This is a genomic window from Synechococcus sp. A18-25c, assembly GCF_014280035.1.
Classification (GTDB): domain Bacteria; phylum Cyanobacteriota; class Cyanobacteriia; order PCC-6307; family Cyanobiaceae; genus Synechococcus_C.
Map to the genome: position 1 here is coordinate 1,443,579 of NZ_CP047957.1, position 19,499 is coordinate 1,463,077.

The following is a 19,499-nucleotide window of genomic DNA, read 5'->3' on the forward strand; positions in this document are numbered from 1 at the left end:
GGAGAGAGCACGATTCTTAGCTACCTCCTCATTCATCGCTTGGACGGTAGCGGAGCCAGACTCTGCGATAGCAACTCCACTCATTGCGCTCAAGAACAGCGCGGCAAAAAAAAGAGAGGTCCTGACTTTGATCATGATCCTGAAAACATCAGTCAGACCATGACTAGCAAAGGATTGGATTCCTCACAAAACAAATCAAGACCGAAGCAGATCGATCATTCCCGCATTCGCTTGTCGGAGTTGCACTTCAGCCAGGACCGAATCGCCAAGCGTTTAGAGGTTGTTCAGCGTTGCAATCAGCGCACTCGCAGCCTGAGACGATCCTTCTCCTCGTTGATCAAAACCATTTGTACGGCAGTGCCACCCAAAGCTGCGTGGCGTTTGCGTGCCAGCGCTTAACAGACGGTGACAGTTTCTTGTGAGTCACAGGGCTTTGGTGCGGTCCTGAATGACTCGTTCGCAACATTGCTCGCAGGGCTGACCGTACAGGACGGTGCAGGTCAGGTCAGTGGCAGAGTATTCAGCCTTGCCCATCCCCTCGAGTGCAGCATTCACTAGCGCGATTGTGACTTCGCCAATGCCTGGGAGGCGAGTCCACTCTCGATTTTTTGTCAGCTGCTCAATGGTTCTGATTCCTTGGCGCTTGAGACGCACATAGACGCCCATGATCAGCGGTACGGTTACGCCATAAAGAAACAAAACATGTTCTTAATCCACAACTCCCCCAAACAAGCCTTCCTTTTGGCTTCTGCGTTGGTTGATGTCCACCGACCCAATGGCACCTGGTATGTACAGAGCCAAGAAGCACTAGCCCATGCTCTGTTTTTAAAGCTTCTTGATGCTGACATCGACTTCAATACACACCCCGCGGTAGATGCCGCTGGTGCAGCAGCTCAGCTTCATAGCTCCAACGAGAAAAAAGAGCTGCTTGAGTTGCTGATCGCCTTTGAAATGCTTTGCAGTCCAATTCCCAAAAGTTTGAGCAATGCCATTGATGAATGGTCTCAAGTACTGGAATGCGACACCGAGCTGCTGAAGCTTTCACGAGAGCTGGCCAACAATGCCATTACACAAGCAACATCAGATTTTTATCGGCATAACTGGATTGGAGAGGGCAATCATCAAGATGACCCAGTATTCCAGAATCTTATCCGAAAATACGGCGACCACGCCTATGGATTATGCGTTCAAGAAGATCCCGACGAATATTCAAAATGGGACAACTTAAAAAACTTCCCACAAGGGAGTCTGGGACGGCAATTATGGGACTTTTACCAAACAAGAGGATTTAAACTTCCTGGGGAGCTTGGTGCTGGCAATTCCTCCCTGGCACACCATGACTGGATTCACTTAATCGCTGGCTATGACACCACCCCAGTTGGAGAATTAGAAGTGACAGCATTCATGGCTTCTTCTAGTCAATTTCCTGGAGTCACACTGGGATTTATTGGTGCGATCAGTATTTTAGAAACTGGCCTACTCCATTCCTTTTATGGAGCTGACAAGTTTGGCAAGGCTCTCTCATCAGTTGATGGCATCGACAGAGTTGCCCAGGCTATTCAACGAGGCAAATCCTGCATCGTTGACCCATTACTGGATATTGACTACTTCGCCATTGCCGAAACCCCCCTTGAAGAAGTCAGGGCATCTTGGTGGTCAGTATCAGCTTAAGCCTGCCTGAGTCAGTTTTAACTGGTTGCCATCAAGGTGTAGCTGTTCCTGAAGATGCCAAGTGGAATTTCACAGGTAAGTTTTCGATCTGGACCGTTCCCCTTACTGGCCAACCCCTGGGGGTCGATAATTGTGGTACCACCCTGCTCTTCGGTTTCCGAGGTTGTGAGTGGTGGCTGACCCTCTCGGGACAGCGAGTCTTCTCTGCTCGCTGAGATCCAAGTCGGGGCGACAGGATTCGAACCTGCGACCTAGTGCTCCCAAAGCACCCGCGCTACCAAGCTGCGCCACGCCCCGCTACCGCCACATAGTAGGCGTTGAAGGGGATCTGGCCGAAACCAGCTGCTGCGATGGGTTTCCTTCGTGTGTCAGACATTCCGTTGGCACTGGTTTGTCACTCCCTACGTCAGTCGCCTCCAATGCCAAGCCATAGACACGCAGCTAAGTAGGCGAGAGGACTGAGAACCAGCTCAGGGTCACGGTGGGGACCGCCTACCGGATGAACGAGCAGCGGCAGTTTGCCCTTAGCGAAGCCATGTCTGGCTTGTCTTAGCTTGATGTTGTTCTGGTACTGAAAAATTTCTGCCAATCGCCCTGATACCGAGGGTTGTCTTATCTCGAACAATCCACTGGGCAAAAGTATTGCTATTCGGGCCTGGCCAGTATCTGTATCGATCAGTAAAAGGATAGGTCCATGGAGACGTTTCAACTTTTTCAATAATCGACAAAGCCTGGTCGTCTCTCCATTGTTGAATACATACAGACGAACCATTTCCCACTCCTTGATATGGAGGCAGAAGATTCTTGTGAAGATGCCCCCAGCAAGTTTTGTTCTGATTGGCTTGTTGCCACACCTCCCACCTGTCACATTTTTGAAGCTGGCTACCGTCAACAGAACGAAATACCAGCAGCCAATAGTGATCAGCGAAGATTCCTACAAGGCTTGGAATCTTTGCTGCACGAAGCTCAACTTTGACCAAGAATTACTCGCCTCCCAGCACTCGTGACTCGGGTCGAATTCCACGACTACGTCAGCATGGCACTGTTCGAGCACAGCTGGGAAATGGTCTATGCGCCTTCGATCCACTGCAATTGTTGCTCTTGCCCTTGTTCCGCTTGCCTGCGCTCAGCAGCCAAACGCCAAGGATCTTGTCTGGCCTTCTGATGAAGAGGTGTTTGACATTGAACCTGGCGGAACCATCAGAGCCACCGGCATGAAACAGCTGATGGACGAGTGCAGATCGCTTCAGTCAGGCAAGATGCCGTTGGACCCTGAAGAGGACAAGTCCTGCGTGCAGCTGCACACGTTGTTGATGGCAGTCCTGGAAGACAAAAAGAGTGGAGGCAATGTCGTTGGTGGGCCTTGACCAAACCGGGTGGCTGAACTGTCGCCGCATCAGGGCTACAACGGAGTCACGCTGCTGACTGAACTGCTGCTTGCGCTGCGAGCCAATGACCCGAAGGGGTTCAAGACACTGCTGGAGATGGGGCTTGATGAGCTGGGGCTGGACGTGGTTGACGAGCTGACAAGGGATTTCCTGATGCCACTACTGAGCGAGGAGGAAGCAGATCGGATGGTGGGCTGGAACTGGGGAGTGAGTCTTTGAAACCGAGTCATTGCAGTGCTTTTAAAACCCTGTGACCAAGATCACAGAAGCCTTCGAGCCAGGTCATCGAGTCGATCGGTGTTTCCGGTGATGGTGTGTGCATCGGAGGACTTCTTCCGAACAAAAAGCACACTTGACATCACAAAAGGACAAAACAATGAAATCCTTCTCAACCAAAGAGTCCATTGAAATCAAGGACGGCATCACCACCGCATATGAAACCAGCGACAGCTCTAAAGCTGTTGACTTGTTTGTGGATTCCAGCGAAGCCTCAACTGCTCAACAAATTAATCAGTCCGCTCTTGATGGCGTTGATCTAAAGGTCGATCCCAAGGAAATCGCAAACATTGATGTAAATCAGGAATCAATTATCCAAGAAGCAGCTGTAGGTGAGTTGCTTAACCCTGACAGTATCTCTGAACTGTACGCAACCCCAGACAATCATGCAAGCCACATTCGAGAGCGTGCAGCCGGAGCCAATGGTGCAAATGGAGATCCTGATTGGGAAAACATGACAGACGAGGAGAAAGAGGAATTTGCTAGGAAGTTTGTCGAGGATCTATATAGTGGAGTAGATTCGGGCCTGCTGGATCCGGATGAGCCACCAGTTAGCCAGAAAGTTCTTGATGCCTTCGACGGTAAACGAGGGCAAGAATCAGACGAGTCAGAAGGTCAGAACGATCCAGCTGATCAGGGTGGAAGCAACGAACCGGAACCTGGTACAGATGATGGTACTGGTAATAATGACAACAATACGGAAAGCGAAGATGGCGAGGGAGGCTTCTGGGATTGGCTGAAGAGCTTATTTGGTGGTGATGATGATAATGGAGGGGACGGGGCAGAAGGTAATGGCTCCGGAGCCGAAGAAAGCTCAGAAAACCCAATGAATGAGCACCAAGGTGAGGGGGATTCTGAAGGCGACACTTCGCTTGAAGAGGTTGATGCAGACATCAACTTTGGCGAAGAGGGACAAAATGGTGGATCACTTGAAAGAGATCTAGGTGGCTTTGAAGCCGGCGACCCAATTACCAACTGGGGCCCTGACGGCAAATCTGGTGGTGCTGGTAACGAGCTAAGTATTGGCATTGGCCTTGATGATCCTCATACAAACTGGGGTGGCGAGAATAATGGCGAGGTATATGTTGAATCCGACTTGATTGAGGCCCTAGGCGACATCAATCCGGAAATCAATGGATCTAACGACATCAACTCGCAATTCGTACAGTCCATGACAACAGTCGGAGATGATTTCTTTTGATTTGAATGGTTGATGACCACTAATCTTGTCGCTGTCCATTTCCCGACAAAACACGCACCCCGTCGCGAGGCGGGGTTTTTTTATTGCTTGCAGCTGAAGCCGCTGACCCAGATGACTAAAAAGGGGTAACGCTGCAGGTCCGCTGATGGCAACCCTGGAAGAGTTCAAGGCAATGTGTGATGCGATGCCCGCTGAGGTGCAGGGTGAGCTGTATAGCCTGCTTATCTCAGAGCCTGCTGTGACCTTGCAAGCGAATGGAGGAGATTGCTCCTGAAAACGACAATCTCACAGCTGTCGAGGAGATGAACGGTTTTCTCAGGCTGATGGATGAAAGGCGCTTTTGCATATCGTTGAATCATCTTTTCTCTGAGCAACAAAATTGGCAGCATTGTTTAAGTATAAAATGTCTCAGATGTGGCATTGACATATGTTTTTAGCTTGGGGCGGGAGTCAAGCGGGAACTCAATTTTATAATGACTTAAAGTAGCGGCAATAGAATATATCCTTTCGTCTTTACAGCCAGGAATAGAATGGCCACCGGGAATGCGTCTATGACCTTTTGGTAATTCTTGATGCAAATTTATTGCATTATGGACGCTTGACTGTTCTAATTTGAATTTATCTTGCAAGAGATATAGCAGCTTGTGACTTCTTGCCTCTTTTACCCCTGATGCAGGGAAAATTTCGACGCAAAAGCGCGGTGAATCAAGGCATTTAATAAGGTCCAAGTCTAAACACAATCGAAAGCTAATATCAGGTATACAATTAAATTCATTAATTATTTGCCTGAAGTTTTCTACAAAGTTTTGCGAGAAATATTGAAGTAAACACTGACAATAATTCTCCGATTTCTCCTGCCATACGGTTGTATCTATAGATTTATAGACAAGCTTGATCAGCTCCCCTCTGCCAACCATCAATCCAAGCTGGACAGGGAGGCCAAGGATCTTAGTTAGCTGTGCTAAGTGCATGTCGACCAACTCATCACGAAACTCGGATCCCGTGAACCCAGGCGAACGATCCAAGATTTGAAAAAAGTAGAAATCATCAAATTTATTATCATCGCCTATTCGTTCAATGCGCTGAAATATACCCCCCAGCTCAACTGAATTGCCTTGCAAATCGAACTCAAGAAAATGATCGTATGGCAAGCGGTAAGGCAGTGGTTCATGACATCTATCGTCGTGCTCAGTGATTTTTATAATATTTCTAGACTCGCAAGAATTAACAAATGAATTCCTATTCGTGTGATCGCAATTTTCAAGATAAGCGGACCACCAAGTCGGCAATTCTATGGCTGACATTGATGATAAAGTTGACATGATATGAAATGATAGATCAACTCTTGGCGGCAGGAGGTGATGAAATTCGAGCATACAGCTATATTTATTTATTTTTTCGTCGGGAAAAATCTTTGAGGACAAGCATTCGCAAGGTTCGATGATCTGTCGAGGAAGATCTGCGTAAATCTCTTTAAAAACCCACTTAACCATGGAGTAAAATATAGAATGTCTTGCCAAGGAGAAATCAACTTTTTAGAATTGTAGCCTGGCCTGTTGTTAAGGGCTACAGGAAGTCCGTTTATGAGTTGCTAATAGTTGGCGCCATCGCTTGCACTCAGCGGGCGTTTTAGTATTTGCAGACACCGCAGCCGATCGCTGCTATAACCAGGCTGTAGCTCCAAGCCCTTCAATGTCAGAAGAGCAACTCAAAGCCTTTCTAGAAAAGGTCCAAGGAGACACCAGCCTTCGGGAAAAGCTCAATGCAGTAACCACTCCTGAAGCCGCCATTGAAATTGCTAAAGACGCAGGTTTTGCAATTACCGCAGAAGATATTCAATCAGTGCAATCGGTAGAATTGTCAGACGAGGAGCTGGAAGGTGCAGCTGGGGGGCAGAGAGGAAATCGAACTGGCATACAAACGTGCAATGTCCGTCCCTATGAAGACTGCATATACTAAGGCTACGCCCTAAAAGCCCCTGCTTGACAGGAGTTTTTTATTGCATCAATAATCTGACTAATTCCACAAATCAGCCTCCGATACCTGGCACTTAATATTATTCAAATCTGCTCATCAAGCCAATTGTGTCCTTAGGAACTTCACCTGACTACTAATGCTGCTATTCATGGCACATACACCCTCCACACCAATGTCAGAACAGCAGCTCAAGGCTTTCTGGGAAGCTACTCAGGCGGATCCAGCGCTTAAGCAAAAATTGCAAGGGGTCTCAGACCTTGGTGGGGTTGTGGACATTGCCAAGGAAGCGGGATTTACGATTTCTGTTGAGGAGCTAGAGAAAGCTCAAGCTGAGCTTTCGGAAGATGAACAGCTGAGTGGTGCGGCTGGCGGCATTTGTGTTATTTTCACTCACCGTTAGGATGCTTAGGGAGTGCAGGCATATAAATACAAACAAATATCACCCAGTAAGGTACAGTAGTGAAGCGGTAAATTCATTCTACTGCAGTGTTTTTATTGCTTCAATCGTCTGACTAACCCGATCAATCAGCCTTCATACCTGGCACCATCGCCCGCATTTGGCGAGCTTTTTTATTAGATACAGACACTGCTGCCGACTATTGCTATGACCAGGCTGTAGCTCCGTGCCTTCCCATGTCAGAAGAGCAGCTCAACGCCTTTCTAGAGAAGGTCCAAGGTGACACCAGCCTTCAGGAAAAGCTGAAAGCGGCTGCTGACGCCAATGCTGTTGCTGCGATTGCGATAGATGCTGGGTTTAGTATTTCTGCTGATGACTTGAAGAAGGCTCAATCAGAGATTTCTGATGAGGAGTTGGAAAATGCGGCGGGAGGGAAGCCTTTGGGGACTCAGACCTGCGGAGCCCTGGTAGGTCGTAGGTGCTGGAATAATAATAGACCTGTAAGTGTGTAAGTTTTTAAAGCTGGAGCTTTTGAACTTACACACTCAAACCCCGACAGCCGCAGAGGACTTTTATTGCTTCGATCACCATCAAAAGTCAACAAACCAACCTCCAATAGCTGGCACCATTAGCCCCACATAGCAGGCTTTTTTATTGAAATCAGATACGTTTTCCAACCGTTGCTATAACGAGGCAGTAACTCCACTCCCTCTCATGTCAAAAGAACAATCTAATCAGCAGAAATCAAAGTCAGACCTAATACAGCCAGAGCAGCTCAAGGAAGAGTTGAGTAAGGAGGACCTAGAGGGAATATCTGGAGGAGTTTCTGGAGAGGTCGCAGGCGACCTGGCGCGTCCACGAGGAACCTATACCCCCTGAGGCATAACGAGCCTTTAATAAACTTTTGGAAAGGTATTTGTCACCATAGGAGAGAAGGAAAGTAAAAACGAAGATATTTCCGAAGAGGAACTGGAAAGTACCACTGGTGGTCTCCGCCATAGGGATAGAGAAATCCCTGAAAGGACTCGGCAAAGGAATAGAGAGGTGCAAGGAAGGTTTCGGGTATGAATGAGAGAGATTCCAGGTGATGAAAAAGAAGTGTTCGGTGCTATGGTTTCACTAATCCTCACAGCACCACCAATGTCAGAAGAGAAGGAAAGTATCATTAAAAACACTTCTGATGAGGAATTAGAAAGCGTCAGCGGTGGAACTGAGGAGACATTCAGAAGTCGTCGCATCAGAGAAATAAAGGATAGGGAACCAAGACAAAGAATTTTGAGGAGGAGGTAGAGATGATGGAAGAGATCAAGAACACCAAGGACGACATTTTTGATGAAGAACTGGAAAACTCGACTGGCGGAAGCGGCGAGACAGATCGAGAGCGCCGTATCAGAGAACTTGCGAAGTGCAATCGACCGATCCTTCCGAGGAGATTAAGAACTGACCGATCGATGCCGCCATTGCCGGGAGAATGAGAACTGATTGAAGCCTCTAAGATCACCTAAGACGACGAACCAGAGCAGCTCAAGGAAGAGTTGACTGAAGAGGTGTTAGACAATGTTGATTTGTATCTGGTATTAGGGATGGTGGTGGTGAGTATGGTGCGACAGAAGGGGGTCCAAAGTGCCCAAGTGTTCAGGGGCGTTGCCTTGGCATGCGAAATAAGGCGCGAGTGGCTGTTTGGTGGCTCATCCCTCACCGTTTGAGTCGTTGAAGCCGATCGTGACTATCAAAAGGCTGTAGCTCCACGCCCTCTCATGTCAGAAGAGCAACTGAAAGCATTCTGGGAGGCCATTCAGTCAGACCCAACACTTCAACAAAAACTTCAAGGCGTCACCGATCCCAACACCATTGTGGACATTGCCAAGGAGGCAGGCTTCACAATGTCTGCAGAAGAGATAGAGAAAGCCCAAGAAGAGATTTCGGATGAAGAGCTGAACTCATCAGCTGGAGGGCGCTCTGGGGTGGGGTGCGCCTGTACGTGAGCACCAAATACAGGGTGACCATTCTCCGCGCCAAGGGTTGGGCACCGAGTTCTCAGTCAGCCCAGGGTGAAGTGATATTGAATGAATTCTCGACTGCTGTCGCCCGCTAGGTCGCTGAACAGGGGTGATATTCAGGCGATGAGAGGGCTTGGCATTGTGTCAGAGAGTGCTCCCGAAGCACCTGCTCTACCCAGCAGTTCCACACTCCAGCTTTGATCTTGTAGAGCTTCATGAGCTAGCGCGTAGTTGAGTTGGCTTTGAATGCCTAGTCTGGGACGAAAGGGTCGCTCTCGATGGATTGGACGCCTGGTGCAGTTGCAGCTCTACGTGAGTGTCACGACCTCCCCTTCATCAGGGCAGATTCAAACGGATTAGTCGTTGAATTCAATCATCGTTTTAAGGTGATTTATGGATGGGATGATGCGCTGATCGGTCAAACCATTGGATTAATCTTACCTCAGCAGTTCAGAGAGCTGCATCACGCTGGATTTGCGCGTTTCAAACTGACTGAGACTTCAGAAGTTGTTAATCATCCCTTGGAATTAGCAACAATATGCGCCAATGGCTCAGTCATTAAGAGTGAACATTTTATTGTTGCTGAAAAAGATGATCAAGATGGTTGGAGTTTTGCTGCAACCCTGAGGCCCTTGGAGGGCCCCTATGGCTGCTGATCAACCCGATAACAAGAATCGCGAACCCAATGAACTTGTTGTGCAATTGCGCCAGTCTTTGGGCCTACTTCGCGTGGCCTTTGATGCTACTGAAGAAGCCATGCTCATTCTTGATGAGCATCACCATGTTCGCTGGGTAAATCGTGCTGCTGCTCAATGTTTCGGCAACGGTCTAGCACTGAGGGTTATTGGAAAGCGATTCCAACAGGTCGCTACTTTTCGACATCCCGATCAACGAGATTTGCCCCAAGAAGATTACCAACACCCGCTATCCCAAGCCAAGCTTGGTGACGGCCAGATGCTGCTGCTAATTCAACCTTTGCTAGTCAATGATTCATCTCTATCAACAGCTGTGCAGCGGATGGTGAGCTGGAAACCAATCACCGAGCTCAATGAGCCGTATCTTTTAATTGTGTTCCGTGACTTAGATCCGCTTGAGAAAGCATTGCAGCAACAGAGGTCCTTCATTAATAAACTCGCTCATGAGTTGCGCACTCCTCTAGCAATTATCAGTGGAAACTTGAAACGGCTTTCACGCTTCTCTAAGCTCGACGATGCGATGCTCCGCCCTCTTGAGGATGTTCGCTCGGAAACGAAGAGAATGGTCGGCTTAGTCGACAAGCTTGTTGTTCTTTCTGAACTTGACACCGACCAATTTGCATGGTCATTCGAACGCCACCCTTTCCAAGTTTTTATTGAGCTATGGCTTGATTCTCTCGATCAAGAAAAAAGAAGTTTGATTCAGCTATCAATATCAGAGCAATGCATGGCTCGTGAGGTTGAGCTTGATCATTCAGCTTTTGGCAGAGTGATGAATAACTTATTCGACAATAGTCAGCGTTTCACCAGCGGCACGAATCCATTTATGATTCATGGATCGTTTCATCACGACTGCATTGATCTGCTCGTGACTGATGGTGGCACCCTTGCAGTTGACGATTCTCGCCTTACAAATGTATTCGATCGATTCAGCAAACTTGAAGAAAACAGGAATCCCACTTTTGGGGAGGGGAGTGGCCTGGGGCTAGCTGTTGTGAAAGCACTTGTGGCGGGAATGAACGGAACGGTTAAAGCCAGCCTGGAAAACAATCATGACTCTGAAAAGAGCCGCGGTATCAAAATCTCAATCATCTTCCCGAGCCCTAATGTAATAAACGCTGATATTAGCTCCGACCTGGAAGATATTGATTGAGAAGGTCTGGCAATCGTTCAAAGAGATCTGGCTTCAAAATATATTCCGATGCACCATGGTTCATCACTTCCTCGCGCTTGATCTCGTCACTCAAGGCTGTGACAACGAGGATGGGGACCCCGCACGATATGCCTTCAAGAGCTCTTAAACAACTCATGCCATCCATGCCTGGCATCATCAAGTCAAGAAGAATCAGATCAATCTGATCCTGTTTGATTAGTTCGAGAAGCTCTTCTCCTGAAGTGCATGGAATCGGCAGCACACCTTCATCGATGAGTTCTTCCTGAATCAGGGTTCGCAGGCGGTGGTCATCGTCAACGACAGCAACACGTGCTTGGCCGTCCATCAGCGAGGTGAGAGTTCCCTCCATGATGGGCGAAGGACTAAAAGAATGGGTCGCCTGAGATTCGAACTCAGGACCAATCGGTTAAAAGCCGAGTGCTCTACCGCTGAGCTAGCGACCCTCCTGCACTATGGAACAACGTTCCACGTCAGGTCATGCCGTCAGGCACACCTGAAACGTATCACCCAGGCGAGCCCTCTTCCAAGTGAATCCTCACTGAATGATTTGGCGCCGATGCTCGACACTCCCTTGGAAGGCCCTCCCGACGGTTTTCCTCGGCTTGCTGCTTGGGGTGACATCCAGCGAAATGAAAGTTTTTGAACTGATTCAGCGTGTCGGGCATCACACTGTTCAATTCCAGTGATCATCGGGGATTGGTCCCGCAGGGTTGTCAGCCCTCCCTTGGATCCTCTTTTGCAGTCAAGGTCCGTCCTTCCCATGACCGTTCCACCAGCGCGAGCCGGGTTTCTGACCGCAACACCGCGCATCGATCCCACGGCTTGGATAGCGGATTCCGCTGTTGTCATGGGCGACGTGCAGATGGCGGCAGGATCCAGCCTTTGGCCAACAGCAGTTGCCAGAGCAGACATGGCTCCTATCAAGATTGGTCCACGCAGCAACGTGCAAGACGGGGCAGTACTGCATGGCGATCCTGGCCAACCTGTGCTGATTGGCTCTGATGTCACTGTTGGTCATCGTGCTGTGGTGCACGGATGCACGTTGCGAGACGGTTGCCTCGTGGGGATCGGCGCGGTTGTGCTGAATGGCGTCACGGTCGGGGAAGGATCCCTCGTTGCGGCTGGCGCTGTTGTGACCCGCGATGTTCCTCCTCGTTCACTCGTTGCTGGGGTACCAGCAACAGTGAAAAGGGTTCTCACAGACCAAGACGTGAATCACCAGCGCGCCCATGCAGCGCACTACGCCGAATTGGCTGAAGCTTGGTCAAAATTGCTGCAAAACCAAACGGTCTGACCCTGACCGTCGTGAGCGGTGCTCGCAGTCTTTAAGATCACCCCACCAACCCCACAAACCATGGATCTTCGGCTCGTCCTCGTGGCATCCCCCATCCTTCTGGCACTGGGCTGGGCAGCCTTCAACATCAGCAGGGCTGCTGTGGGCCAGCTTCAAATGATGCTGAAGCGCAGCCGCGCCTGAATTCAGGTCTCTGTCTCGACCGATCGATAGGGTTGAGATTGATTGTCATTGCTCGCTTTGGACGAAGCTTCCGTTGTTGTTATCGGTGCCGGTCTTGCTGGCACTGAAGCAGCGTGGCAAGTCGCACAATCTGGAGTGCGTGTTCGTCTTGTCGAGATGCGCCCACTGAGGCGATCACCGGCACATCACAGCAGTGAATTTGCAGAGTTGGTCTGCAGCAATAGCTTCGGGGCCTTAAGCAGCGATCGAGCCGCTGGCTTGCTTCAGGAGGAGTTACGACGCCTGGGGTCTCTAGTCATCACGACTGCTGACGCACACGCTGTTCCAGCTGGAGGCGCTTTGGCTGTAGACCGCGGGCGTTACAGCGCTGCCCTCACCTTGGCTCTCGAGCAGCACCCGCTTGTGACCGTCGAAAGGCGTGAACAGATGACTTTGCCGGAGTCGGATCAGATCACGGTGCTGGCTACTGGACCGCTCACGAGTGAAACCCTTGCCGAAGACCTGCGTGCCTTCACAGGTCGTGATGACTGTCATTTCTTCGATGCAGCCAGCCCAATCGTTGATGGTGAAACCATTGACATGGAAAGGGCATTCCGCGCCAGTCGATACGACAAAGGCGATGCGGACTACATCAATTGCCCGATGAATGAGGCTGAGTATCACGCGTTCCGTGATGCACTGCTTGCTGCTGAGCAAGCTGAACTGAAGGATTTCGAGAAGGACAACGCCACGTTCTTCGAGGGATGCTTACCGATCGAAGAACTCGCCCGACGCGGTGAGGACACGATGCGGTACGGACCGCTCAAACCGATTGGCTTGTGGGATCCACGCTGGGGTGACGTCAATGATCGTGATGTTCGGCGAGCCAAGCGTGCCTACGCCGTCGTTCAGTTACGGCAGGAAGACAAGGACGGTCGTCTTTGGAACCTTGTGGGTTTTCAGACGAATCTCAAGTGGGGAGAGCAGAAGCGTGTGCTCCGCATGATTCCAGGCCTTGAACAGGCAGAGTTTGTTCGCTTTGGAGTGATGCATCGCAACACGTTTCTGGAAGCTCCAGAACTGCTGCAGCCAACGCTTCAGTTCAGGCGTCGAGAACGTCTGCTTGCTGCCGGACAGATCACAGGCACCGAGGGGTACGCCGCAGCTGTTGCTGGTGGCTGGCTGGCTGGCACCAATGCTGCGCGGCTGGCCAAGGGTCAAGCAACCATCGACCTTCCACCGACCTGCATGATTGGCGCATTGACCCATTTCATTAGCGAAGCACCATCTGGCAAGTTTCAACCAATGCCTCCAAATTTCGGCCTCCTACCCGCGTTGCCGGAACGCATTCGCGATAAGAGGCGTCGCTATGGGGCTTATCGGGATAGAGCGCTGCAGGATCTTCAGTTAGCCGCGGACCAGCACAATTCCGCTCTTGTCGCCTGTCCGGTTTGAGGATCGTTGGATTGAGCGTCGCTCTCTCCAGATCGGCGTTCTTGTCAGTGCACTGATTCACTCCTTGTGCTGGTGGTATTGCGAGAGCCTCTTCGAGGATTCACCTCGGCCCTGAGTCAGGCTGCAGGCGCATCAGCGGAAGAAGAGATCCTGACGGCAACACCGCCCATCACAGCTGCTGGGGCCTCCTAGGGTTTGAAGCTCAGATAGAGCTGACGCGTGACCGTGAGTGCGAACCCTGAATGGGATGTGATCGTGATCGGGTCCGGAATTGGAGGACTGGTCACCGCCTCCCAATTGGCCGCCAAAGGGGCCAAGACGCTGGTTCTCGAGCGCTATCTGATCCCTGGAGGTTCCGGAGGCAGCTTCAAGCGCGATGGCTTCACGTTTGATGTCGGCGCTTCAATGATCTTTGGCTTCGGCGAGCATGGCCACACCAACCTGCTTACGCGCGCGCTTGCGGATGTGGGGCAGTCGTGTGAAACCATTCCTGATCCTGTGCAACTGGAATACCACTTGCCCAATGGGCTCACCATGGCTGTGGATCGGGATTACGACGGCTTTATCGCCCGCATGAGCGATCAATTTCCTCATGAAGCCGTTGGCATTCGAGCTTTCTACAACACCTGCTGGCAGGTCTTCCGCTGTTTGGATGCCATGCCTTTGCTGTCACTAGAAGATCCGGCTTATCTCGCCAAAGTGTTCTTCAAAGCTCCGCTCGCCTGCCTCGGCCTGGCGCGATGGTTGCCATTCAATGTTGGCGATGTGGCACGCAAACACATCCGTGATCAGGAGCTGCTGCGCTTGATCGATATGGAGTGTTTCTGTTGGTCTGTGATGCCGGCTGATCGAACGCCGATGATCAATGCCGGCATGGTCTTCTCAGATCGCCACGCCGGTGGAATCAATTATCCAAAGGGCGGTGTCGGCAAAATCGCTGAGAAGTTGGTTGCAGGGCTGGAAGCTCACGGCGGATCAATTCGCTACGGATCCCGTGTCACTGACGTACTCGTGGAGAACGGAAGGGCTGTTGGTGTACGGCTCGCCGACGGAGACACCATCCAGGCAAAGCGCATCGTTAGCAATGCCACCCGCTGGGACACCTTTGCCGGAGAAGGCTCTCCCCAACGCACCCTGGTCAACCGCGAACACACCCCCAAAGCTGAATCCACTTGGCGCAAGCGCTACCAACCATCGAGCTCGTTTCTTTCACTCCATCTGGGTGTACGTGCCGATGTCATTCCTGACGGGTTCCACTGTCACCACTTGCTGCTTGAGGACTGGGACAATCTTGAAGCTGAGCAGGGGGTGATCTTCGTGTCGATTCCGACGTTGCTCGATCCTTCGCTTGCACCTGACGGCCGGCACATCGTTCACACCTTCACGATGAGTGACATCCAGCCATGGTCAAAGTTGTCACCGAGGGACTACAAGCGCAAAAAAGAACAGGATGCTGCGCGTTTGGTCAAACGCCTTGAAGCCATCCTTCCGGGTCTTGGAGACGCGATTGAGCTCCAGGAAATTGGGACACCACGCACACACCGCCGTTTCCTTGGCCGGATGGGTGGAACCTATGGACCGATCCCGGCTTCGCAATTGCCCGGACTACTGCCCATGCCATTCAATCGAACTGGTTTAAGCGGTTTGTATTGCGTTGGTGACTCTTGTTTCCCCGGTCAAGGCCTCAATGCTGTTGCCTTCAGTGGTTATGCATGCAGCCACCGGATTGGAGCTGATCTCGGCCTCAACGCCTGGGCGCTTCCGGCCTAAGCGGACATCGCATCCTGGCAACTGGTCTGTTTAAGGTTTCGACGTCAGATTGAACGTGATGGCTTCGGCACCGCAACCCAGTTCTGCTGATCTAGCCCGCTACCTGGAAAGTCGTGGCGAGCTGAGCAAGCCCTGGATGCTACAGATGCTCCGCCTCACCAAGCTCAAAGAGTCACGCGATCAGATGCCACCGGAGCAATACCTTCGAGCTTTGCAGGAAGCGCATGCCGATCTGATGCGTCTCGGTGAATTTTGGAAAGGTCGAGAAGCCGAAGTTTTCAATGGCGACTACCGGCCGAATGAGGTGATCGAGCCTCAACCAGGCTCCCCGGAGGATCGCTAATCCATGAACGAATCTGTGCGAGAACGATTTCAACTTTCACTATTGATTCGTGGAACCTTGGTCTGTGTATATCTAGCCCTGGTGTTCCCTTTACCCCTGATGGCCCCTGAGGATCTGCAGCCCCTGCTTTGGATTGCAGCCCCCGTTGGTTTGGCCTTGGTGTTGGCCATGCTCAGCGAACAGGTCTCAGTTGATCAATCAGGGATTCAAGTGGGGCATCCTGATTGGTGCCGTTGGCTGCTGCGTCGTGGCTGGTCGCTGCCATGGAAAGACGTCAAACGCTTGGTGCCTGTCGGCACCAGCCAGGGAGGAACTGTTTACTACATCAAAACTGTGGGACATGGCCACCGACTGCTTCCACAGCGACTGGAACGATTTGATCGATTCCTGTCGATTGTTCAGCAGCAAACAGGTCTTGACACGGCATCGATTGGACGGCTGACACCTCCTTGGACGTATCAGTTGTTGTTCAGTCTCTCCTTGGCAATGTTCGTGATCGAAGTGGCCGTTGCGATAGCCCTTCAGCAGAGATGGTTGGTGATTCCCATGGGCGTTCCAGGCTGATCAAGCCAATGCTGGATACAACACCTGCTCAGTCATCGATTGCGTGCTTGCGCTCATGCAGCCCATCAAGGCTGTGCAGGATATGGCTGACGAGATCAGCGTTCACCCAGCGGATCATCCCGTCGTCAACGTCGATGATCTGGAAAAGGTTGTGGTTGTTGGGGTTTCTCGCGCCACCCGTGCAATGGAGAACCTGGCCCATCCACCAATCTTGACTGCACTGAGACCCAGGCGTGGCCTCGTTCTGGACAATCACCAGCTGACCTGGCCTGACATTCAGAAAGACAGGTTCCGGCGCCGGGTTGCCTGAAAAAGACTGAGCGAGCATCACTCCATTGCCAATACATTTGTTCTAGCCGTGGTCATCGGGCATGGCAAGTACATGGCGAGCCACTGCCTCAACCTCCGTTGATGGTGATGAACGGGCGCGGATTGAACTTGATCCGCGACAACAAGACCAATCGGAAGCGGATGAGGTGTCATCCCGAGAGACCAATCCTCATCAGGTCCTGCCTCACCCAGCAGGAGGCAGCAAAAGATCCGCTACTCCGGCAAATTGTCGAGGCTGAATCGATAGCCCTGCTGGCGGACTGTGGTGATTCCGCCACCTTCACCGAGGCCAGCCTGCTCGAGCTTGCGACGCAGCGTCAGCACTTGGGTATCCACAGATCGGGGTCCACCACTGAACGGAGGCCACGCCATGCGGAGGAGTTCTTGACGACTGCGCACCATCCCCGGCGGCATCAAGAGGGCACAAAGCAAGGCGAATTCGCGGGGGCTGAGTTCAACGGGCTGCTCTCGCAACGTGACTTGTCGAAGCAGCAGATGCACTTCCAGGGGCCCCACAGTCACGCGCTCCTGCAGACCACTCCGCCCGCGCTTGAGAAGCGTGCGACAACGGGCTGCAAGCTCTTCTAGACCAAACGGCTTGCGGAGAACGTCATCGGCTCCATCGTCCAGGAGGCCAACGACCGGTTCAGCTCCGCTTCTTGCTGTCAGAACAATCACGGGGCAACGCAATTGCTGACCCAGCCTGAGGGCTGAGCTGTGTTCAAGCAACTCAGCGCTCACCAACAGGTCTGGAGCTTGTTCTTGACAAAGCTCAAGCGCTTCTTCGCAGGATGAAACGGCAGCCGTGAGATGACCATCTTGGCGAAGGCGCTGAACGAGCACCGTTCGTAGGGTCGGGTGGGGTTCGACCACAAGAATCCGTGCCGGCTCACGTGCAGCGAGTGAAGCCGTGCTTTGCTGCTGCACTGGAGCCTGACCGGATCCATGAACGAGAAGATCGTGGGAGGAAGAGGTCACACAGCGTTTGAAAACCGCTTTAGGCTAGAGCCATTATTCTGGCACGCTGGTAGCAGAGGCTGCCGTCCTCAACAAAGATGACATCCCTTCAGCACCCGGAAGCAATTCGTCACTTCCAGGCTCTGTGTGATGCCTGTCAGGAGTTGACCACGCGCTACCACGGTCCGTCAGAACTTCGGCTCTACGCAGACGGCTATCTGCATGCATTGCGTCGGTCTGGGGATCTCGATCCAAGAGAGATGACCAAGTTGGAGATGTTGATTGAGCGTTGGATTCTTGATCCATCGAGCTTCATTGGCCCGGAAGGAGATGTCAGAACCTTGTATCAACATCCCAATCAGTACTAAGACCTGGTCTCGGCATGGCCATCAATCGCCATTCGCTCGAACAGGTTCAGCGCATCCCAGTTCAGGGCGGTGATGTTGAGATTCGCCTCTACCAGCCCCATGGGGAGCCAGAACGGACACGAACACCCCTGCTGGTGACCCACGGAGGACCTGGTGGTTCCAGCGTCGGTCTCTATGACGCTTTGCACGCACTGGCAGACCAAAGGCCTTTGATCTTTTACGACCAACTCGGATCGTTCTCATCCCCGGCAGAACTGCTGCCTGAGCAAAGAACACTGGAGCGGTTTGCTTTTGAGCCATTACAGATTCTCAATCGGCTCGAGATTGAACGCACCTCACTCCTGGGTCACTCCTGGGGTGGAAGTGTGATGACGCAGTTTTGTCTGAATCATCCAGAGCGCGTCAGTGCCTTGGTGCTCTCATCGCCACTGTTGTCGACACGACGATGGATTGAAGACTGCAACGCGTTGGTAGACAAAATTAAATCTGATTTGGGAAAGGTTGCTGATATCGATGCTGAGTTTGAACGTCGACATTTTTCAAGAAACAATCAATTCATCAACACACTGCTTGCTGAACGTAGGCGATCCAACACAACTCTCTACAATCAGATGTGGGGATCTAGTGAATTTGAGCATTCGGGTGTACTTGGAAATCTCGACTTTTTTCCAAGCCTCAACCAAATTTCAATTCCGACCCTCTTGATTTGCGGTGAATATGACACAGCAACACCAAGAACTCTGCAAGAAGCAAGGGATCAAATTGGGACCAACGCACAACTCAAAGTGTTGCTCGATGCAGGTCACAAAACCTACATCGATAATAATGCTGACTACATCGAGGTCGTCAAGACATTCTTGGATTCAGGGATCAGCTTGCAAGAGCGATGTCCAGCTTTTCTTTGAGAGTACCGTCGTTGTACATCTCAATCAAGATGTCAGAGCCACCCATGAATTCTCCCTGCACATAAACCTGAGGGATTGTTGGCCAATCTGAAAACTCTTTAATACCTTGGCGAATCTCCATGTCGGAGAGAACATCAAAGGTTTCAAAACTCACACCCAATGCATTGAGGATCTGCACCACATTGTTTGAAAATCCACATTGCGGCATCAGCTTGGTCCCCTTCATGAAAACGAAGACCGGGCTCGACTTAATTAGGCTTTCGATTCGGGTTTGCGTCTGAGTGTCCATTTTTGAAAATTTCAGGGTTGGAAAATTTAGGAAGGTGTGGAAGTGTTTAACGCCAAGGCATGAATGGCTTCCGAAGCAAGCTCTTCCTTCAGAGCCCGATACACCAACTGGTGCTGACGGATTTTGTTCAGACCATCAAATGCCGTAGAGACCACACTGACCTGGAGGTGGTCACCGCCACCGGTGAGGTCCTCAACGCTCACTTGAGCGTCGGGAATGGCACGACGGATCGCGGAGCAGACGGCGTCCGGCTGGACCATGAACTCATGGAGTGAACTGACCC

Annotated in this window: 26 protein-coding genes and 2 tRNA genes; 19 read left to right on the forward strand and 9 right to left on the reverse strand. The window is 51.3% G+C overall.

Annotated features, from left to right (window positions below):
- Positions 1 to 636: 636 nt before the first annotated feature.
- A complete protein-coding gene (locus SynA1825c_RS08025) occupies positions 637 to 1,671 on the forward strand; it encodes a hypothetical protein (protein ID WP_186468836.1) in 1,035 nt (344 codons plus the stop codon).
- Positions 1,672 to 1,894: 223 nt separating this feature from the next.
- Here the strand turns inward: SynA1825c_RS08025 and SynA1825c_RS08030 are convergent.
- Positions 1,895 to 1,968 (reverse strand) — tRNA-Pro (locus SynA1825c_RS08030).
- A gap of 227 nt (positions 1,969 to 2,195) precedes the next feature.
- Entirely contained in the window at positions 2,196 to 2,651 is a 456-nt protein-coding gene (locus tag SynA1825c_RS08035) for a DUF3750 domain-containing protein (RefSeq protein WP_186468837.1), read from the reverse strand.
- A gap of 90 nt (positions 2,652 to 2,741) precedes the next feature.
- Here SynA1825c_RS08035 and SynA1825c_RS08040 point away from each other — a divergent pair, with 90 nt between their 5' ends.
- The 3 genes from SynA1825c_RS08040 (at position 2,742) to SynA1825c_RS08050 (ending at position 4,536) form a co-directional block, all read left to right on the forward strand.
- Complete coding sequence (locus SynA1825c_RS08040; protein ID WP_186468838.1) at positions 2,742 to 3,038, forward strand: hypothetical protein; 297 nt, start codon at positions 2,742 to 2,744, stop codon at positions 3,036 to 3,038.
- A 9-nt stretch (positions 3,039 to 3,047) separates the two neighbouring features.
- On the forward strand, positions 3,048 to 3,278 hold the full coding sequence (locus SynA1825c_RS08045) for a hypothetical protein (protein ID WP_255478321.1): 231 nt from the start codon (positions 3,048 to 3,050) through the stop codon (positions 3,276 to 3,278).
- A 157-nt stretch (positions 3,279 to 3,435) separates the two neighbouring features.
- A complete protein-coding gene (locus tag SynA1825c_RS08050; RefSeq protein WP_222929982.1) occupies positions 3,436 to 4,536 on the forward strand; it encodes a hypothetical protein in 1,101 nt (366 codons plus the stop codon).
- A 392-nt stretch (positions 4,537 to 4,928) separates the two neighbouring features.
- Here SynA1825c_RS08050 and SynA1825c_RS08055 read toward each other — a convergent pair whose 3' ends face one another.
- The gene (locus SynA1825c_RS08055; protein WP_186468840.1) at positions 4,929 to 5,687 is read right to left on the reverse strand and encodes a hypothetical protein; all 759 of its coding nucleotides are present in this window, start codon (positions 5,685 to 5,687) and stop codon (positions 4,929 to 4,931) included.
- A gap of 541 nt (positions 5,688 to 6,228) precedes the next feature.
- On the opposite strand from SynA1825c_RS08055, the gene SynA1825c_RS08060 reads away from it, so the two are divergent.
- The 7 genes from SynA1825c_RS08060 to SynA1825c_RS08090 all read left to right on the forward strand — a co-directional run bounded on the left by SynA1825c_RS08060 (position 6,229) and on the right by SynA1825c_RS08090 (position 10,758).
- A complete protein-coding gene (locus tag SynA1825c_RS08060) occupies positions 6,229 to 6,495 on the forward strand; it encodes a Nif11-like leader peptide family natural product precursor (RefSeq protein ID WP_186468841.1) in 267 nt (88 codons plus the stop codon).
- Between the two features lie 190 nt (positions 6,496 to 6,685).
- Positions 6,686 to 6,913, forward strand: a complete 228-nt coding sequence (locus tag SynA1825c_RS08065; RefSeq protein WP_186471103.1) for a Nif11-like leader peptide family natural product precursor — start codon at positions 6,686 to 6,688, stop codon at positions 6,911 to 6,913.
- Positions 6,914 to 7,146: 233 nt separating this feature from the next.
- The gene (locus tag SynA1825c_RS08070; RefSeq protein ID WP_186468842.1) at positions 7,147 to 7,422 is read left to right on the forward strand and encodes a Nif11-like leader peptide family natural product precursor; all 276 of its coding nucleotides are present in this window, start codon (positions 7,147 to 7,149) and stop codon (positions 7,420 to 7,422) included.
- 556 nt (positions 7,423 to 7,978) lie between these two features.
- Complete coding sequence (locus SynA1825c_RS08075; protein ID WP_186468843.1) at positions 7,979 to 8,200, forward strand: hypothetical protein; 222 nt, start codon at positions 7,979 to 7,981, stop codon at positions 8,198 to 8,200.
- Between the two features lie 467 nt (positions 8,201 to 8,667).
- Positions 8,668 to 8,895, forward strand: coding sequence for a Nif11-like leader peptide family natural product precursor (locus SynA1825c_RS08080; RefSeq protein WP_186468844.1), 228 nt, complete (start codon positions 8,668 to 8,670; stop codon positions 8,893 to 8,895).
- Positions 8,896 to 9,188: 293 nt separating this feature from the next.
- Positions 9,189 to 9,566: a PAS domain S-box protein gene (locus tag SynA1825c_RS08085; RefSeq protein ID WP_186468845.1), complete on the forward strand. Its 378-nt coding sequence runs from the start codon at positions 9,189 to 9,191 to the stop codon at positions 9,564 to 9,566.
- Positions 9,556 to 10,758, forward strand: coding sequence for an ATP-binding protein (locus SynA1825c_RS08090; protein ID WP_186468846.1), 1,203 nt, complete (start codon positions 9,556 to 9,558; stop codon positions 10,756 to 10,758). The genes SynA1825c_RS08085 and SynA1825c_RS08090 overlap by 11 nt, the downstream gene beginning before the upstream one ends.
- Here the strand turns inward: SynA1825c_RS08090 and SynA1825c_RS08095 are convergent.
- A complete protein-coding gene (locus SynA1825c_RS08095) occupies positions 10,730 to 11,104 on the reverse strand; it encodes a response regulator transcription factor (RefSeq protein WP_186468847.1) in 375 nt (124 codons plus the stop codon). The two genes, SynA1825c_RS08090 and SynA1825c_RS08095, sit on opposite strands and share 29 nt — an antisense overlap.
- 46 nt (positions 11,105 to 11,150) lie before the next feature.
- Positions 11,151 to 11,222 (reverse strand) — tRNA-Lys (locus SynA1825c_RS08100).
- A gap of 317 nt (positions 11,223 to 11,539) precedes the next feature.
- On the opposite strand from SynA1825c_RS08100, the gene SynA1825c_RS08105 reads away from it, so the two are divergent.
- From SynA1825c_RS08105 to SynA1825c_RS08130, 6 genes are all read left to right on the forward strand, one after another.
- On the forward strand, positions 11,540 to 12,073 hold the full coding sequence (locus tag SynA1825c_RS08105; protein ID WP_186468848.1) for a gamma carbonic anhydrase family protein: 534 nt from the start codon (positions 11,540 to 11,542) through the stop codon (positions 12,071 to 12,073).
- A gap of 60 nt (positions 12,074 to 12,133) precedes the next feature.
- The gene (locus SynA1825c_RS08110) at positions 12,134 to 12,256 is read left to right on the forward strand and encodes a photosystem II protein Y (protein WP_186468849.1); all 123 of its coding nucleotides are present in this window, start codon (positions 12,134 to 12,136) and stop codon (positions 12,254 to 12,256) included.
- Between the two features lie 57 nt (positions 12,257 to 12,313).
- Entirely contained in the window at positions 12,314 to 13,690 is a 1,377-nt protein-coding gene (gene trmFO / locus SynA1825c_RS08115; protein WP_186471104.1) for an FADH(2)-oxidizing methylenetetrahydrofolate--tRNA-(uracil(54)-C(5))-methyltransferase TrmFO, read from the forward strand.
- Between the two features lie 225 nt (positions 13,691 to 13,915).
- Entirely contained in the window at positions 13,916 to 15,460 is a 1,545-nt protein-coding gene (crtH, locus tag SynA1825c_RS08120) for a carotenoid isomerase (protein WP_186468850.1), read from the forward strand.
- A gap of 58 nt (positions 15,461 to 15,518) precedes the next feature.
- A complete protein-coding gene (locus SynA1825c_RS08125) occupies positions 15,519 to 15,803 on the forward strand; it encodes a hypothetical protein (protein WP_186468851.1) in 285 nt (94 codons plus the stop codon).
- 3 nt (positions 15,804 to 15,806) lie between these two features.
- Positions 15,807 to 16,367 (forward strand): hypothetical protein, encoded by a 561-nt coding sequence (locus SynA1825c_RS08130; RefSeq protein WP_186468852.1) that lies wholly within the window; start codon positions 15,807 to 15,809, stop codon positions 16,365 to 16,367.
- Between the two features lie 28 nt (positions 16,368 to 16,395).
- Here the strand turns inward: SynA1825c_RS08130 and SynA1825c_RS08135 are convergent, their stop codons facing one another.
- Both SynA1825c_RS08135 and SynA1825c_RS08140 read right to left on the reverse strand, forming a co-directional pair.
- Entirely contained in the window at positions 16,396 to 16,695 is a 300-nt protein-coding gene (locus SynA1825c_RS08135; protein ID WP_186468853.1) for a DUF3104 domain-containing protein, read from the reverse strand.
- A gap of 215 nt (positions 16,696 to 16,910) precedes the next feature.
- Positions 16,911 to 17,675, reverse strand: coding sequence for a response regulator transcription factor (locus SynA1825c_RS08140; protein WP_370523140.1), 765 nt, complete (start codon positions 17,673 to 17,675; stop codon positions 16,911 to 16,913).
- Positions 17,676 to 17,752: 77 nt separating this feature from the next.
- Here SynA1825c_RS08140 and SynA1825c_RS08145 point away from each other — a divergent pair, with 77 nt between their 5' ends.
- Positions 17,753 to 18,022 carry a DUF6761 family protein gene (locus SynA1825c_RS08145; RefSeq protein WP_186468854.1) on the forward strand — a complete coding sequence of 90 codons (270 nt, stop codon included), beginning with the start codon at positions 17,753 to 17,755 and terminating at the stop codon, positions 18,020 to 18,022.
- Positions 18,023 to 18,036: 14 nt separating this feature from the next.
- A complete protein-coding gene (locus tag SynA1825c_RS08150; protein WP_186468855.1) occupies positions 18,037 to 18,927 on the forward strand; it encodes an alpha/beta fold hydrolase in 891 nt (296 codons plus the stop codon).
- On the opposite strand, the gene grxD is transcribed toward SynA1825c_RS08150, so the two are convergent.
- Together grxD and SynA1825c_RS08160 are read right to left on the reverse strand one after the other, a co-directional pair.
- Complete coding sequence (gene grxD / locus SynA1825c_RS08155; RefSeq protein ID WP_186468856.1) at positions 18,893 to 19,216, reverse strand: Grx4 family monothiol glutaredoxin; 324 nt, start codon at positions 19,214 to 19,216, stop codon at positions 18,893 to 18,895. The genes SynA1825c_RS08150 and grxD overlap by 35 nt on opposite strands.
- Before the next feature lie 26 nt (positions 19,217 to 19,242).
- The gene (locus SynA1825c_RS08160) at positions 19,243 to 19,476 is read right to left on the reverse strand and encodes a BolA family protein (RefSeq protein WP_186468857.1); all 234 of its coding nucleotides are present in this window, start codon (positions 19,474 to 19,476) and stop codon (positions 19,243 to 19,245) included.
- Positions 19,477 to 19,499 lie beyond the last annotated feature (23 nt).